General features: G+C 69.4%; 12 protein-coding genes and 2 pseudogenes. 6 read left to right on the top strand and 8 right to left on the bottom strand.

The annotated features are described in order from the left end of the window. The first annotated feature begins 185 nt into the window (after positions 1 to 185). Genes ACHMXE_RS16810 through pcp form a run of 3 tightly spaced genes read left to right on the top strand, consistent with a single transcriptional unit; the run spans position 186 to position 2,711 of the window. Complete coding sequence (locus ACHMXE_RS16810) at positions 186 to 1,712, top strand: hypothetical protein (protein ID WP_395350289.1); 1,527 nt, start codon at positions 186 to 188, stop codon at positions 1,710 to 1,712. Between the two features lie 19 nt (positions 1,713 to 1,731). Beyond that, positions 1,732 to 1,992 carry a hypothetical protein gene (locus tag ACHMXE_RS16815; RefSeq protein WP_209541846.1) on the top strand — a complete coding sequence of 87 codons (261 nt, stop codon included), beginning with the start codon at positions 1,732 to 1,734 and terminating at the stop codon, positions 1,990 to 1,992. Between the two features lie 35 nt (positions 1,993 to 2,027). After that, on the top strand, positions 2,028 to 2,711 hold the full coding sequence (gene pcp / locus ACHMXE_RS16820; RefSeq protein WP_395350291.1) for a pyroglutamyl-peptidase I: 684 nt from the start codon (positions 2,028 to 2,030) through the stop codon (positions 2,709 to 2,711). Between the two features lie 9 nt (positions 2,712 to 2,720). Here the strand turns inward: pcp and ACHMXE_RS16825 are convergent, their stop codons facing one another. Continuing rightward, the gene (locus ACHMXE_RS16825) at positions 2,721 to 3,431 is read right to left on the bottom strand and encodes an alpha/beta fold hydrolase (protein WP_395350292.1); all 711 of its coding nucleotides are present in this window, start codon (positions 3,429 to 3,431) and stop codon (positions 2,721 to 2,723) included. A 122-nt stretch (positions 3,432 to 3,553) separates the two neighbouring features. Here ACHMXE_RS16825 and ACHMXE_RS16830 point away from each other — a divergent pair, with 122 nt between their 5' ends. Both ACHMXE_RS16830 and ACHMXE_RS16835 read left to right on the top strand, forming a co-directional pair. Then, the gene (locus tag ACHMXE_RS16830) at positions 3,554 to 4,162 is read left to right on the top strand and encodes a Yip1 family protein (RefSeq protein ID WP_395350293.1); all 609 of its coding nucleotides are present in this window, start codon (positions 3,554 to 3,556) and stop codon (positions 4,160 to 4,162) included. Between the two features lie 44 nt (positions 4,163 to 4,206). Beyond that, entirely contained in the window at positions 4,207 to 4,905 is a 699-nt protein-coding gene (locus tag ACHMXE_RS16835; protein WP_203202744.1) for a histidine phosphatase family protein, read from the top strand. Positions 4,906 to 4,911: 6 nt separating this feature from the next. Here ACHMXE_RS16835 and ACHMXE_RS16840 read toward each other — a convergent pair whose 3' ends face one another. The 3 genes from ACHMXE_RS16840 to ACHMXE_RS16850 form a co-directional block, all read right to left on the bottom strand. After that, positions 4,912 to 6,501, bottom strand: a complete 1,590-nt coding sequence (locus tag ACHMXE_RS16840) for an amidohydrolase family protein (protein ID WP_395350294.1) — start codon at positions 6,499 to 6,501, stop codon at positions 4,912 to 4,914. Between the two features lie 94 nt (positions 6,502 to 6,595). Continuing rightward, positions 6,596 to 7,972 (bottom strand): tetratricopeptide repeat protein, encoded by a 1,377-nt coding sequence (locus tag ACHMXE_RS16845; protein WP_395350295.1) that lies wholly within the window; start codon positions 7,970 to 7,972, stop codon positions 6,596 to 6,598. Between the two features lie 44 nt (positions 7,973 to 8,016). Beyond that, positions 8,017 to 8,415, bottom strand: coding sequence for a tautomerase family protein (locus ACHMXE_RS16850; RefSeq protein ID WP_203202741.1), 399 nt, complete (start codon positions 8,413 to 8,415; stop codon positions 8,017 to 8,019). A 113-nt stretch (positions 8,416 to 8,528) separates the two neighbouring features. Here ACHMXE_RS16850 and ACHMXE_RS16855 point away from each other — a divergent pair, with 113 nt between their 5' ends. Further along, positions 8,529 to 9,392 carry a LysR family transcriptional regulator gene (locus ACHMXE_RS16855; protein ID WP_395350298.1) on the top strand — a complete coding sequence of 288 codons (864 nt, stop codon included), beginning with the start codon at positions 8,529 to 8,531 and terminating at the stop codon, positions 9,390 to 9,392. A 175-nt stretch (positions 9,393 to 9,567) separates the two neighbouring features. Here ACHMXE_RS16855 and ACHMXE_RS16860 read toward each other — a convergent pair. From ACHMXE_RS16860 to ACHMXE_RS16875, 4 genes and pseudogenes are all read right to left on the bottom strand, one after another. Further along, positions 9,568 to 11,056, bottom strand: a pseudogene (locus ACHMXE_RS16860) (ABC transporter substrate-binding protein). A gap of 239 nt (positions 11,057 to 11,295) precedes the next feature. Further along, positions 11,296 to 12,792 carry an ABC transporter substrate-binding protein gene (locus ACHMXE_RS16865; protein ID WP_395350299.1) on the bottom strand — a complete coding sequence of 499 codons (1,497 nt, stop codon included), beginning with the start codon at positions 12,790 to 12,792 and terminating at the stop codon, positions 11,296 to 11,298. Between the two features lie 121 nt (positions 12,793 to 12,913). After that, a pseudogene (locus tag ACHMXE_RS16870) lies at positions 12,914 to 13,721 on the bottom strand (ATP-binding cassette domain-containing protein). Then, the gene (locus ACHMXE_RS16875) at positions 13,718 to 14,710 is read right to left on the bottom strand and encodes an ABC transporter ATP-binding protein (protein ID WP_057599071.1); all 993 of its coding nucleotides are present in this window, start codon (positions 14,708 to 14,710) and stop codon (positions 13,718 to 13,720) included. The pseudogene ACHMXE_RS16870 and the gene ACHMXE_RS16875 overlap by 4 nt, the downstream one beginning before the upstream one ends. Positions 14,711 to 14,721 lie beyond the last annotated feature (11 nt).

The raw sequence follows: 14,721 nt of genomic DNA on the forward strand, positions 1-14,721 counted from the left end.
TTGTTTAACAAAAACTCGTTCGACTCGATCAATCGATCATGTTTTCATCAACTCGTCGCACACGTAAGCGGTGCAACCCGCCCCCGGCGGCAGCTTCGGTCCCGGATCGAATGCTGCAGGAGCCGTGCCAGCGGGTTCATGTTTTGTTTTCGTTGCTGTCAGGTACTGGATCAGGGAGAGGTCGAATGAAAAAAGCGAAGGCAAGGCGCGCCAGGATCGGTGCCGCCCTGGGGATTTGCGCGCTGGCGGTCGCCGGCTGCGGTGGCGGAGGTGGGGGCGGCGGCGTCGACCCGGCCGTGCTGGCGGCGATCGCCGCCGCCGGTGGCACGCAGCCGCCCGTCCCGCCGGCACCTCCGGTACCGCCGCCGCCCGCGCCGCCACCGCCGGCCGTGCGCGCCAAGTGCGCGATGGACAGCGCCGTGGAGGCCTCCTACGAGGAGCGGCGCCTGCCCAACAAGATCGCCGCCAGCGATGCATCGAGCTATTCGCAGCAACTGCTGCAGGCCAGCGGATTCGACCGCTTCGGCCCCGACTTCGCCGCCAGGCTCTGCAGCGACGGCCTGGCCGGTGCCTCGAGCTACGACGAGGCGGTGGCGCTGCTGCATGCCGAGGGGAAAAAGCTCTGGCAGGCGGCGCTCGACCGCGTGCAGGGCCGGTCGGTCCAGGGCACGCTGGCGAAGAGCGACGACCGCATGCTCTATTGGGCACGCCTGACGATGACGCTCGCGCTGCGCCAGTGGAAGCCCGAGTTCGCGTTGACGGACGCGCAGCGCGCTGCGCTGGAGAGCGAGTTCGAGCGTGCCTCGCGCGGGCAGCTGTCGATCGATTTTCCCGAGGGAGCGGGCTACAAGCGGATCCTGGTGAGCGGCTTCGATCCGTTCTCGCTCGGCGAGCCGAGCTCGGATGACAGGATCGAGTCCGGCGATTTCGAACTGCCCAGAGGCAATCCGTCGGGCGCCACCATCCTGTCGCTCGATGGCCATACCGTGGCGCTGGCCGACGGCACGACCGCGGTGATCCGCACCTTCATCCTGCCGGTCAACTACGGTCCGTTCCTTGCCGGCATGCAGGAGGACACGCTGGGGCCCTGGTTCAAACCGGGCGGCAAACGCGTCGATGCGTCGATCACCATGAGCCAGGGGCGCAACAGCTTCGACCTGGAGCACTACAACGGGCGCTATCACTTCTCCGCCGTCGGCAACGACAACCTCAGGCCTCCGTGCACCGGCTTTCCTTCGAACCAGGATTGCGAGATCAACCCGCCGGAACGCTGGTTGGGGTATTCGCCCACGCCATGGTCGAAGGATGCGCCGTCGCAGTTCACCGTCGCAAGCCTGCCGTTCCAGAGAATGATCGATGCGGCCACGGGCGACTGGAAAGTGGCCCGGAACGACGAATACGATGTCATCGAGTGCACCCTCGACGCTCTTTTTCCGCCTGAAGGAACGAAGCCGAATCCGCAAGAGCTGAACTGCGCGCTGCAAGGCGGTGGCGGCAACTACCTGTCCAACGCCAGCGCGTATCGCAACACCTTGCTGCGCGACGTCTTCCGGCTCGACATCCCTGCAGGCCACATTCACACGCCGACCATGAAGATTCCCAGGGGCGTCACCGATCCGGAATTCGAGACCCACCGTGACAAGATCGTTGGGCAGTCCCGCAACCTGGTCATCGAGGTGGCCAAGAGCCTGGCCTCGCCGCCCGCTCTGTGATTTCCCGGGAGAACCGACCATGAAATTCATCGCAGCCTTCGCATTCGCTCTCGGCACGGCCCTGAGCTGCGGTCCGGCGCTGTCCCAACCCACCGGCGGGTTCTATCTGTTCAAGCACAAGGACAACGGCAAGGTCGTGTGCTTCCAGCACATCATCAATTCCGATTGGGAACGGCTGTCGGGCCCGTTCCGGGACGCCGAATGCAAGACCGAGCAGAAGCCCAAGCCCGCGCGCAATGACCTGCCCGCCAATCCGCTCGACCTCGCGCCCAGGAAGTAGCGACGCCCACGGGCTCTTGCGGTAACGTCGGTCCCATGACCTCGCCGAAGACGCCCCGACCCTCCGCGCCACCGTCCGTGCTGCTGACCGGCTTCGAGCCCTTCGGCGGCGAAGCCATCAATCCCTCATGGGAAGCGGTGCGCGCGCTCGATGGCTGGACGCATGCCGGCGCGGTGGTGCATGCGCGCCAGATGCCCTGCGTCTTCGGCGCGGCCATCGATTCGCTCGCCGCGGCCATGGACGAGCTGAAGCCGCGACTGGTGCTGTGCATCGGCCAGGCCGGCGGCCGCGCCGAGGTCACGCCCGAGCGCGTGGCTATCAACGTCGACGACGGCCGCATCGCCGACAACGCGGGGCGGCAGCCGGTCGACGCGCCGGTGGTGGTCGAGGGCCCCGCGGCCTATTTCTCGACGCTGCCGATCAAGGCCATGGTGCGCGACCTGCGCGCCGCGGGCGTGCCGGCCTCGGTGTCGAACACGGCCGGCACCTTCGTGTGCAACCACATCTTCTACGGCCTGATGCACCAGCTCGCAGAGCATGCGCAGCCGGGCGTGCGCGGAGGCTTCATCCACATCCCCTACCTGCCCGAGCAGGCGGCGAACTTTCCGGGCGCGCCGAGCATGGCGCTCGCGACCCTGGTCGAGGCGCTGCGCATCGCGGTGCGCACCGCGCTCGAGGTCGAGCGCGACATCGCCGAGACCGGCGGCCAGCTGCACTGACCCCGGCACTCAGGCCGCGAACAGCTTCGCGAGCCAGCCGTTGAGCGCGTCGTTGACCAGCGCCGGCTTCTCCATCGTCAGCATGTGGCCGCACTGCGGCACCCACACCACTTCCGCCTGCGGCAGCAGCGCCGCGAGTTCGCGCGTGCATTCGGGCGGCGCGAGGCGGTCGTCGTCGCCGCACATCAGCAGCACCGGCGCGCGCAGCGACGCGAGGTGCGTGCGCGCATCGGGCCGGGCCATCACGGCGCGGTTCTGGCGGGTGAGCTGCTCGGCGCCGGCGCCCAGCACCATGTCGAGGTAGCGCTGCACGAGTGCCGGGTCGGCGGCCTGGGCCGGATGGAAGGCGAAGAACACGTTGGGCTCGATCACCTCGCGCAGCTCGCCGCGCGCGAAGTACTCGATCGCGCCTTCGCGCAGCGCGCGCATGTCGGGCGTCTCGGGCCGCGCGCTGGTGCCCAGCAGGGCCAGGCCCGCGATGCGGCCGGGCGCCTGGCGCGCGGCCTCCATCGCGACCATGCCGCCCATCGAGGCGCCGCACAGCACCAGCGGGCCGGGGTTCTCGGCCAGCACGGCCGCGGCCATGCCCTCGATGGTGGCGTGGCGCAGCTGGACGTCGCTCACGCGCGGCGAGAGCGAGGAAGGGAGGGCGGGGAGCTGGGCGTCCCACAGGCGCGCATCGCACGCGAGGCCGGGAAGAAGTACGAGGGTGGCAGGCATGCCGGGATTCTGCGCGAGGACGCCATCCCGGCGCATCGGCATAGGCTTCCTGGCCAGCAGCCAGGCGCGCCGCGGCTCGACATACTCGCGCCGCCACCCCTTCTCCTTTCCCTTCGACTTCCATGAACCTGGTTCAACGCGTGCAGGACATCCTGCTCAAGCCCAAGGCCACCTGGCCGGTGATCGATGCCGAGCCCGAGGACACAGCCTCGCTCTACAAGAACTACCTGATGATCCTCGCGCTGATACCGGCCGTGGCCGGCTTCATCGGCCTGTCGGTGATCGGCATGGGCGCCTTCGGCGTGAGCTTCCGCGTGCCGGTGCTCGCGGGGCTGGTCAACATGGTGGTGGGCTACGTGCTGTCGCTGGTGGTGGTGTTCGTGGTCGGGCTCATCGTCGATGCGCTCGCGCCCACCTTCGACGGCGTGCAGAGCCCGGTCGCCGCGCTCAAGCTCGCGGTCTACGCCTCCACCGCCTCGCTGGTCGGCGGCGTCTTCAGCCTGCTGCCCTCGCTGTCGGCGCTGGGCGCGCTGTGCGGGCTCTACGGCATCTACCTGATCTACCTCGGCCTGCCGGTGCTGATGAAGTGCCCGGCCGATCGCGCGCTGCCCTACACCGCGGTGGTGGTGGTCTGCGCCATCGTCGGCGGCTTCACGATCGCGTGGGTGCTCTCGCTGCTCACGCCTTCGCCGGCACTGCGGCTGGGCGCGCTGCCGATGGCCTTCGCCTGAAGCCGAAGCCGCCACGGCGGCCGGTGGTGGGACAATGGGGGCCGATGCCCACGCCCAAACCCGACACCACCACCGACATCATCCTCATCCGCCACGGCGAGACCGCCTGGAACCGCGAGCTGCGCTTCCAGGGCCACGCCGACGTGCCGCTCAACGACATGGGCCACGAGCAGGCGCGCCGCATCGGGCTGCGGCTGGCGCAGGAAACCGCGGTGCAGCACGTGATCAGCAGCGACCTGCTGCGGGCCCAGCAGACGGCGGCGCCGGGCGCCTCGCAGCTCTCGCTGCCGATCGTCACCACGGCCTCGCTGCGCGAGCAGTTCTTCGGCATCGCCGAAGGCATGCGTTCCGACGAGATCCAGGCCCTGCATCCGCGCGCCTGGGAGGAGTGGCTGGAGTTCCGCGAGGACCACGCCATGCCCGAGGGCGAGACGGCGCGCGAGTTCCATGCGCGCATCGTCGCGGCGCTCGGCACCATCGCCGGCGCGCACCGCGGGCAGCACCTGATCGTGGTCACGCACGGCGGCGTGCTCGACATGGTGTGGCGCACCGCGCACGGCCTGAGCCTGAGCGGCCCGCGGCGCAGCGAGATTCCCAACGCGGGCTTCAATCGCATCCGCATCGCCGACCCCGCGGCGCCCGAGGCGATCGAGATCGTCGAATGGGCCGACACGCGGCACCTGGCCGACCTGCCGCCGCAGCCGACCTACGACCAGACGCGGCACCTCAAGAACAAGGACTGAAGCGGCTCAGCCGCAGCTGCCCGCCCTCGGCGTGCGCAGCAGCGGCCGGCCCGCGCCGACGCCGGTCGGCTGGCCCTGGTCCACCGCGAGCTGGCCGTTCACCAGCACCGTGCGCACGCCTTCGGACAGCAGCGTGGGCTGCGTGTAGGTGGCACGCGCGGCGAAGCGCCCGGGATCGAACACCACCACGTCGGCGTAGTAGCCGGGGCGCAGATGGCCGCGCTGCACCAGCCCCAGCGTGTCGGCCGTGAGCGAGGAACTGCCGCGGATGAACTGCGCGAGCGAGATCGCGTGCTCCTTCACCACGTACTGCTCGTACTTGCGCGCGAAGGTGCCGTAGGCGCGCGGATGGCCCTGCGAGGAATCCGACGAGGTCATGACCCAGGGCCGCTTCATGAAGGCGCGCACGTCGTCGTCGCTCTGGTTGAACGAGGCGATCATCAGGTCGCCGTCGCGCAGCACCGCGATGGCGGCATCGACCGGGTCGGCGTTCTGGTCCTTCGCGACCTGCGCGAGCGTCTTGCCCACGTACTTCGTGCTGCCGGCCGAAAACAGGATCGCGTCGGGCCCGCCGCGCAGCCGCAGGTTCTCGCGCATGCCGCTGCGCAGCCGCTCCTGCACCGCGGCATCGTCGAAGCGCTGCAGCAGCGCGGCGCGGCCGCCGTCGATGGCCCAGGGCGGGATCAGCGCGGCCGAGAAGCGGGTGCTCGAGGCGGTCCACGGGTAGTGGTCGGCCGTGATGTCCAGGCCCTTGGCGCGCTCGCGTTCGATGCGCTCGATGATGTCGCCGCTCTGGCCCTGCACGTCGACACCGAGCGCCTTGATGTGCGCCACGTGCACCGGCAGCTTCGCCTCGTGGCCGATGCGGATCACCTCGTCGATCGAGCCCTTGAGCCCGATGTTGTACATGGACTCGTCGCGGATGTGGCTGTCGTAGAGCCCGCCATGGCGCGCCGCCACCTTCGCGAGCGCGATCACCTCCTCGGTCCTCGAGAAGTTCTGCGGCGGATAGAAGAGCCCGGTCGACAGGCCCAGCGCGCCCTCGCACATGGCCTGGCTCACCTGGCGGCCCATGGCCTCGAGCTGCTCGGGCGTGGGCTGGCGGTTGGCCTCGCCGAGCTGGCTGGTGCGCACCGGGCCGAAGCCGACGTACATCGCGACGTTGGTGCCCACCGGCTCGGCGCGCAGCCGCTGCGCCTGGGCCGCGATGTCCCAGCCGCCGAAGCCGTCGTTGCCGATCACGGCGGTGGTCACGCCCTGGGTCAGGAACGGGATGTTGAGGCGCTTGCGCGCGTCGTTCGAATGCAGGTCGGTGTCGGCATGCGTGTGGGCGTCGATGAAGCCCGGCGCCACCACCATGCCGGTGGCGTCAATGGTGCGCTTGGCCTTGAACTGCGCGGGCATCGCGCGGCCCGCGAACACGATGCGGTCGCCCGCGATGCCGACGTCGCCGACCACGGGCCGGTCATCGTCGCCGGTGTAGACGGTGCCGCCGCGCAGCAGCAGGTCGAGTTCGACCGGTGCGTCGGCCGGTTGGGCGTGGAGCGAAGGTGCGAGGAAGGCGAGCGCGGCCAGGGCGATGAGCGAAGTCTGCATGGGGCGATGTGGGCACGGGTGGAAACGCCGACCAGTGTGGAGTCGCCTCGCGCGCGCCGCCAATTCCTTTTGCGGCACGCCCCATGTCCTGAACTCATGAGCGCGCGGAGATCTCCGGCAGGCCCAGTTGGCGGTAGACCTCGGCCGCCTGCCGGCGCAGCCGCAGCGATTCGGGCTGGCCGTTGAGCTGCTGCTGCAGGATGCCCTGCGCGCCGGTCAGCGTGGCCTCGGTGCCGCTGCGCACCAGTGCGTCGAGGTAGACCTGCTCGAACAGGTCGCGCTGCGCATGGCTGCCGCCGATCTCGATCATGCGCGGCAGCGCGATGCCGAGGCCGTCGATCGCCGCGGCCAGGTCGCCGCGCGCATGGGCGCGCAGGCCGTGCGCGGCCGGCACGCACACACGCTGCCAGGCTGCGCGCGTCGAGGCCGGTGCATGCGGCGCGAAGGCCTCGATGTTGGCCAGCAGCGTGTCGGCCTCGGGCCGGCCCGCGCGCGCCAGGCCATAGAGGTACTGCAGGTCGAGAAAGGGCAGCACGTGGTCGGCCTGGCGTTGCAGCAGGTGCTTGGCCACGTCGGCCCAGCGATCGCCGACGTCGACGCCCGCGAGCTCGAGCCGCGCGAGCAGCGAGACGGCGCCGATCTGGTCCTGCGAGTATTCCTTGACCACGCCCCAGGCATGGCGGTCGTAGACCGCGAGCGCCTCGTCGCCGCGGCCCAGGTCGATGAGGAACAGCGCCACGTGCCACCAGTTGTGCGTGACCATGAAGGAGTTGAGGCCGACCCAGGTGTCGCTCACGCTCTCCATGAAGGCCAGGCCCTCGGCGAGCCGGCCTTCGGTGAGCATCACGTGCGCGAGCGCATGGTGGGCCCATGGCTCCTTGCGGCACAGGGCGATCGCATGGCGCGCGCTGGCCTCGGCCTCGCGCATCAGGTGGCACTGCTCGTAGCCGAAGGCCGCCATGCCGTGCACGTAGGGCACCTCGGCCGCATGCGGCAGCACCGCGAGCGCGAGACGCAGCATGCCGGGGCAGTCGCCGGTGTTGAAGCAGTGGTACTGGCCGAGCTTGAGCGACACCAGGTCGCGCGGATGCTCGCGCGCCTGCTCGGCATGCAGCGCGATGGCGCGCGCGATGTCGCCGTCGGCCCAGGCCTCGATGGCGGCGATGTAGCGCTGCTCGCGGGGCGTGGCGCGCGCGGCCTGCTGGCGTGCCTTGTCGAGGAAGGGACGCGCATTGGCCACGGCCTCGCGCGATTCGGCGAACAGGTGCAGCGTGGCGCCGTAGGCCTGCACGATGGGGCTCGCGTCGTGCTCGGTGGCGGCGAGCAGGTTGACCGCGCGGGCATCGCTCGAGATGAAGCCCATGACGAAATCGTCGACCAGCGGCAGGCTGGCGGCGTCGTCGAGCGTGAGGGGATTGCCGAGGCTGTCGGCGTGGCGGGCGGTGTTCGACGGGGGGCTGGCGGAGGGCATGGCGCATCGTGCCATGCCCCCGCGGCCGCTTCAACGCACCGTCTTCAAACGCCTGCCTGCTGGTGCCGGTACTCCTGGGTCTTGCCGCCGTAGCCGTAGGCCGCGCCGCGCGCGTCGATCACATGGATGTACGAGACCTCGTGCAGGTTGGGCCGCAGCCTGGCCATGGCCGCATGGACCTCGCGCAGGTAGCGCGCCTTCTCGGCCTTGGTGTTGGTCTCGTCGGTGATGCTGATGTCGAGGTGGAAGGCCGACTTCCCGAGCGCGGCCAGCGACTGGCCGCCGATGAACCAGGTGTCGGCGGCGATGTACTGGACGGTGATGGCGATCACCGGCAACTGCTTGCCGAGCACGCTCTGGGTGAGCTCGGCGACGGCGTCGACGGTCTGGCGCGTGAGGTCGGCATCGGGTTGGCCGGAGAGGTGGACGACGATGTGGGGCATGGCGGACTCCTTGGAAGGTTTGGGTGGTCGATGGGGTGATTGTGGGCAGTGCCTCGTCATCGAAAAAGCGGGAAGATATGATGGAATCCATCGGAATATCGGATGGATGAGCCATGCAGGGATTCGATCTGGAACAGCTGCGCACGCTGGTGGCGGTGGTCGACGCGGGCAGCCTCACGGCCGCGGCGCCGCGGGTCTTCCTCTCGCAGTCCTCGGTCAGCGAGCAGATGCGCAAGCTCGAGGAGCGCGCGGGCCAGTCGCTGCTCACGCGCAGCAAGGCCGGGGTGTCGCCGACCGAGGCCGGCGCGCGGCTGCTGGTCCATGCGCGGCGCATCCTGGCACTGAGCGACGAGGCCTTCCGCGACCTGCATGGCGAGACGCTGGCGGGCGAGCTGCGGCTCGCGGTCACCGACTACTTCCGTCCGGGCGACCTCACGCAATTGCTGGCGCGGCTCGCGCAGGGCCATCCGCGCGTGCGGCTGCACGTGAGCATCCTCAAGAGCGACGAGCTTCGCGCGGCCTATGCGCGCGGCGATTTCGACGTGGCGCTGGCGATGCACATCGCGGGCGTGTCGACACCGCCGCCGGGCAGCCCGGCGGTGCTGCGGCGCGAATCACTGGCCTGGCTGGGCGCGGCCGGCATGCGCGTGGTGCGCGGCGAGCCGGTGCGGCTGCTGGTGCTGCCCGACACCTGCTCGCTGCACCAGTTCACGGTGGCGTTGCTGCGGCGCCGGCATGTGCCCTACGTGCTCGCGCATGTGGCTTCGGGCGTGGCGGGGCTGCAGTCGGCATTGGCGGCGGGGCTCGGCGTGGCCTGCCTCAACGAGTCGGCGATCGGCGAAGGGGTGGCGCGGCTCGCGGTGCCGCATGGGTTGCCGGCGTTGCCGCGCGTGGCTTTCCAGTTCCTGCCGGGGCGCAGGGGAGAGACGGAATTCGTGACTCGGGCGCGGGAGATGCTGGCTGTGCAGCTGGCCTAGTTTCTTGAGGCGTCGGGGGCGCGTGCACGGGACGCCGGGTACTCCCCTCCGCGAATGTCCCCCGGCCTTCGGCCTCCTCCTTGATTTCGCTGCGGGGAGTACCCGACGCCCCGTGCACGAGGGGCGCTGCGTTGCGCGGCGGGTTCTACCGCCGCGCTCGGAGGAGGCTCGTTCCTTAACCCCAGGACAGGGCCGACAGGTCGTTCACGAAGATCGGGTTTTCCTTCCAGATGCCCTTGACGTTCTTCTTCGCCACGGTCGGGAACTGCGGCTGGTAGAGGAAGCCGTTGGCCGCGTCGGTGGCCAGCATCTTCTGCGCGTCGCCCAGCAGCTTGTTGCGCTCGGCGGTGTTGGCGGTGGTCTTGATCTTGTCGAACAGCGTGTCGAAGGCCTTCGACTGGTAGCCCCAGTAGTAGTCCGACTTGGCGTAGTTGCCGAGGTCGAAGGGCTCGACGTGCGAGACGATCGACAGGTCGTAGTCCTTGTTGCCGTAGGTGCCGCTGAGCCATTGCGCCCACTCGACGTTCTGCACCTTCGCCACGATGCCGATCTTGGCGAGCTGGGCCACGATCACCTCGCCGCCCTGGCGCGCGTAGGGCGGCGGGGGCAGGGTCAGCTTGAGCTCGAGCGGGGTCTTCACGCCGGCCTCGGCCAGCAGCTTCTTGGCCTTCTCGATGTCGAAGGGGTTGATGCCGGTGGTGTCGACAAAGCCGGCCGCGCCGGGCACGTAGTGGCTGCCGATCGGCACGCCGAAGCCGTCGGCCGCGCCCTCGATGACGGCCTTGCGGTCGATGGCCGCGAGGATCGCGCGGCGCACGCGCACGTCGTCGAGCGGCTTCTTGCGGTTGTTGATCGCGAGGATGGTCTTGGCGCGCGAGCCGGCCAGGATGGTCTGGAACTGCGGGTTGGCCTTGAACTGCGGCACCACGCGCGTGCCGATGCGCGGGAACATGTCGATGTCGCCCGAGAGCATGGCCGCGGCCTGGGCCGCGGTGTCGGAGATGAAGCGGAAGGTCGCCTTGTTGATCTTCGCGTTGCCGGGGTTGCGGAAGCCGTCCCACTTGCTCAGCGTGATCGAGGAGCCCTTGACCCAGTTGTCGAGCTTGTACGGGCCGGTGCCCACGGGCTTGGTGGCGTTGCCGTCGGCGCTCTTGGGCTCGACGATCACCGCGGTGGCCTGGCCCAGCACGAAGGGCAGGTCGGGGTCGATCTCCTTGTTGATCACGACCACCGTGTAGTCGTCGGTCGCCTGCGTGCTGAGGTTGGCGAAGGTGCGCTTGTCCTTGTTCGTGCTCTTTTCCGAACCCGCGCGGTCGAACGAGAACTTGACCGTGGCCGCGTTGAAGGGCTCGCCGTTCTGGAACTTCACGCCGCGGCGCAGCTTGAAGGTGTAGGTCTTGAGGTCGGGCGAGACTTCCCAGCTCTCGGCCAGGAGCGGCGTGACGCTGCCGTCGGCGTTGATCTTGGTCAGCGTCTCGAGGATGTCTGTACTGCACCACCTCGGCGATCGCGGCCGCGGCGCCCGCGGTCGGATCGAGGCCCGGCGGCTCGAGCGCCATGCCGATCACGATGGCGTCCTTCCGTCCCTGGGCCAGGCCGGCCAGCGGTGTGGCCAGGGCCACGGTGGCGCCAGCGGTGGTGAGGAGGGTGCGACGGTTCAACATACGTGGTGATCTCCGGAAAAACGTCTGGAAAGGCAAAGGGCTGCCTCGCAAGGGTGAGGGGACGGCGCGCCCCGAATCAAGGCGCGGCGCCGCGAGAGACCCTCGGCGCAGCAGGAAAGATGCCACGCCGTGCAGCCAAAAGCATTCTCGCGCAGCGCGCTCGCCGCCGATGCCGCGGCGCGGCGCTTTTTCCTCGGGAGGTTCCCGGATGCGGGGCGCCGCGAAAGGTCAGCGGCCACTCACGCCCAGGACATCGCGGCGATGTCGTTGGCGAAGATCGGCGCGTCCTTCCACAGGCCGCGCAGCCCGCGCGCGGCGATGGTGATGAGCTGCGGCTGATAGAGGAACACGTTGGCCGAGTCCTCGGCCAGGATGCGCTGCGCCTCGCCCAGCAGGCGCAGCCGGTCGGCCTCGCGCGGCGCGTTGCGCGACTTCTCGAACACCTCGTTGAACTTCGCCGACTGGTAGCCCCAGTAGTAGTCGGGGCGCGTGTAGTTCACGAGGTCGAAGGGCTCGACATGCAGGATCACCGACAGGTCGTAGTTCTTGTTGCCGTAGGTGCCGCTGATCCATTGCGCCCACTCCACGTTCTGGATCTTCGCGACGATGCCGACCTGCGCGAGCTGCGCGGCGATCAGCTCGCCGCCCTGGCGCGCATAGGGCGGGGGCGGCAGCACCAGGTCGAGCTGCAGCGGCAGCTTCACGCCGGCCTCGGCCAGCAGGCGCTTGGCCTTCGCGGGGTCGAAGGGGTTGATGCCGGTGGTGTCGACGTAGCCCGGCGCGGTCGGCACGTAGTGGCTGCCGATCGCGATGCCGCGGCCGTCGACGGCCGCGTCGATCACCGCCTTGCGGTCGATCGCGGCCGCGATCGCGCGGCGCACGCGCACGTCGTCGAGCGGCTTGCGCCGGTTGTTGATCGCGAGGATCGACTTGCCGCGCGAGGCGTTGAAGAGGATCTGGAAGCGCTTGTCGTTCTGGAACTGCGAGAGGCTGCGCGAGACCGAGGCATGCGGGAACAGGTCGATGTCGTTCGACAGCAGCGCGGTGGTCTGCGCGGCCGGCTCCGAGACGAAACGGAAGCTCGCACGGCGGATCTGCACCGCGTCGGCATGGCGGTAGCCGTCCCACTTCGCGAGCACGATCGACGAGCCCTTGGCCCAGTTCTCGAGCCGGTAGGGGCCGGTGCCCACGGGCTTGGTGGCATTGCTCTCGGCCGACTTGGGCTCGACCACGATCGCCGAGGCCTGGCCGAGCTGGAACAGCAGGTCGGGCTCGATCTCCTTGGCGATCAGCACCACCGTGTTCGCATCGAGCGCCTGGGTCGTGAAGTTGGCGAAGAAGCGCTTGTCCTTGTTGGTGCTGTTGGCGGCCGAGGCGCGGTCGAACGAGAACTTGACCGTGTTCGCGTCGAAGGCCTCGCCGTTCTGGAACTTGACGCCGCGCCTGAGCCTGAAGGTGTAGGTGCGCAGGTCGGGCGAGACCTCCCAGCTCTCGGCCAGCAGCGGCGTGACGCTGCCGTCGGAGTTGATCTTGGTCAGCGTCTCGAAGACGTTGTAGAGCACAACCTCGGCGATCTCGGCGCCGGCCTTGGCCGTGGGATCGAGGCCCGTGGGTTCGAGCGTGAGGCCGAGCACCAGCGTGTCCTTGCGGCGTGCCTGCGCGAGGGCGCCGGCCGGCAGCACGAGGGGCGCGAGCGCGGCGGCGCCGGTGGCGAGGAGGGTGCGTCTGTGAAGCATGGGCGGGCGGTCCTTTGAGCGGTGGCGGGGGGCATGCGCCCTCCGGGCGCGCCGCATCATCCGCGAGGAGAGGCCCGGTGCGCAACCAGATACTTATGCCCTGGTTGCATGACGGGCGCGCTCAGTGCCCCGGTGCCTGCAGCACCGCGCCGAGCAGCGTGCGCGTGTACGGGTGCTGCGCGTTGGCGAAGAGCTCCTGCGGCGTCCCGCGCTCGACGATCTGCCCCTTGAAGACCACGCACACTTCGTCGCACAGGTGGTTGACGACGGCGAGGTCATGGCTGATGAGCAGGTAGCTGATGCCGAACTGCTGCTGCAGGTCCTGCATGAGGTTGAGCACCTGGGCCTGCACGGAGACGTCCAGGGCGCTCACGGGCTCGTCGGCGACGATGAGCTTGGGGCGGGTGATCAGCGCCCGCGCGATCGCGATGCGCTGGCGCTGGCCACCCGAGAACTCGTGCGGGTACTTGTCGAGGTCGGTGGGGGCGCAGGCCCACGGCGGCGAGGGACTCGGCGGCGCGCTCGCGCTGTTCCTTCTTCGAGACCTGGGCCAGTGCTTCCAGAGGTTCGGCCACGATGCGCGCGACCGTCTGGCGCGGGTCGAGGGAGCCGTAGGGGTCCTGGAAGACCATCTGGAAGTCGCGTCGGGCCGTGCGAAGTTCGTCCCTGCTCAAGGAGTGCAGTTCGCGCCCCTCGAGCTTCACGCTGCCCGAGGTGGGCTTGTCCAGGGCCATCACGAGGCGTGCGATGGTCGACTTGCCCGAGCCGGACTCTCCGACGATCCCCACGCTGCGCCCGGCCTGCACCTCGAAGCTCACGCCATTGAGCGCCTTGACGGTGGGCGGCGGGCCCAGCAGCTTCTCGCGCGGCAGCGCGTAGTGGCGTACGAGGTCGGTCACTTGCAGCAGCGGCGTCTTCGTTTGCGTCATGCCACGGCCTCCGCTTCGATCTCTGCAATCTCTCCAAGCCGGATGCATCGCACCGCATGGTCATCGGGCAGCATCACCGCGGGTGGCCGCGTCGACTGGCAGGCATCGACCGTGTAGCTGCAGCGCCCCGCGAACGGACAACCCGCAGGCAGGTCCACGAGCTCGGGCACGCTGCCCCGAATCGTCGCCAGCCGCTGGCCCTTCGGCGCCCCGATCACCGGCCGAGCCGCGAACAGCCCCTTGGTGTACGGATGCGCCCGGTTCGCGAAGAGCGCGCGCGTCGGGCCGCTCTCCACCACGCTGCCGCCGTACATCACCAGCATGCGCTGCACGCTGTTGGCGATCACGCCGAGGTCGTGCGAGATCAGGATCAGCGCCATGCCCATCTCGGCCACCAGGTTCTGGATCAGGTCGAGCACCTGCTTCTGGATGGTCACGTCCAGCGCGGTGGTGGGCTCGTCGGCGATCAAGAGATCCGGCCCGCAGGCCAGCGCCATCGCGATGCCGATGCGCTGGCGCTGGCCGCCCGAGAACTGGTGCGGATAGGCATCCAGGCGCGAGGCCGCATCGGGAATGCCCACGCGCTGCAGCAGGTTCAGCGCCTCGGCGCGGGCCTGCTTGGCGGTGAGGCCTCGGTGCAGCCGCAGCGGCTCGCCGACCTGGCGTGCGATGGTGTGGACCGGGTTCAGGGCCGTCATCGGCTCCTGGAAGATCATGCCGATGCGGTTGCCGCGGATCCGGCACAGGGCCGACTCGGGCTGCCCGATGAGCTCCTGGCCGTCCAGGCGGATGCTGCCGGTGACCTTGGCGGTGGCGGGCAGCAAGCCCATGAGAGACATGACCGTGATGGACTTGCCGCAGCCCGACTCGCCCACGATGCCGAGGGTCTGGCCGCGCTCGAGCGAGAAGGAGACGCCGCGCACGGCCTGGGCGGGGCCGCGCTGGGTCTGCAGGCCGATGTGGAGGTTGTCGACTTCGAGGAGGGGCATGTCAGAAGGCG

Source organism: Variovorax sp. UC122_21 (assembly GCF_044056785.1).
Lineage (GTDB): Bacteria > Pseudomonadota > Gammaproteobacteria > Burkholderiales > Burkholderiaceae_C > Variovorax.

What these genes read in the sequence shown, in the direction of transcription:
- ACHMXE_RS16810 (WP_395350289.1), top strand. Translation starts at nt 186, where the DNA reads ATGAAAAAAGCGAAGGCAAGGCGCGCCAGGATCGGTGCCGCCCTGGGG.
- ACHMXE_RS16815 (WP_209541846.1), top strand. Translation starts at nt 1,732, where the DNA reads ATGAAATTCATCGCAGCCTTCGCATTCGCTCTCGGCACGGCCCTGAGC.
- pcp (WP_395350291.1), top strand. Translation starts at nt 2,028, where the DNA reads ATGACCTCGCCGAAGACGCCCCGACCCTCCGCGCCACCGTCCGTGCTG.
- ACHMXE_RS16825 (WP_395350292.1), bottom strand. Translation starts at nt 3,431, where the DNA reads ATGCCTGCCACCCTCGTACTTCTTCCCGGCCTCGCGTGCGATGCGCGC.
- ACHMXE_RS16830 (WP_395350293.1), top strand. Translation starts at nt 3,554, where the DNA reads ATGAACCTGGTTCAACGCGTGCAGGACATCCTGCTCAAGCCCAAGGCC.
- ACHMXE_RS16835 (WP_203202744.1), top strand. Translation starts at nt 4,207, where the DNA reads ATGCCCACGCCCAAACCCGACACCACCACCGACATCATCCTCATCCGC.
- ACHMXE_RS16840 (WP_395350294.1), bottom strand. Translation starts at nt 6,501, where the DNA reads ATGCAGACTTCGCTCATCGCCCTGGCCGCGCTCGCCTTCCTCGCACCT.
- ACHMXE_RS16845 (WP_395350295.1), bottom strand. Translation starts at nt 7,972, where the DNA reads ATGCCCTCCGCCAGCCCCCCGTCGAACACCGCCCGCCACGCCGACAGC.
- ACHMXE_RS16850 (WP_203202741.1), bottom strand. Translation starts at nt 8,415, where the DNA reads ATGCCCCACATCGTCGTCCACCTCTCCGGCCAACCCGATGCCGACCTC.
- ACHMXE_RS16855 (WP_395350298.1), top strand. Translation starts at nt 8,529, where the DNA reads ATGCAGGGATTCGATCTGGAACAGCTGCGCACGCTGGTGGCGGTGGTC.
- ACHMXE_RS16865 (WP_395350299.1), bottom strand. Translation starts at nt 12,792, where the DNA reads ATGCTTCACAGACGCACCCTCCTCGCCACCGGCGCCGCCGCGCTCGCG.
- ACHMXE_RS16875 (WP_057599071.1), bottom strand. Translation starts at nt 14,710, where the DNA reads ATGCCCCTCCTCGAAGTCGACAACCTCCACATCGGCCTGCAGACCCAG.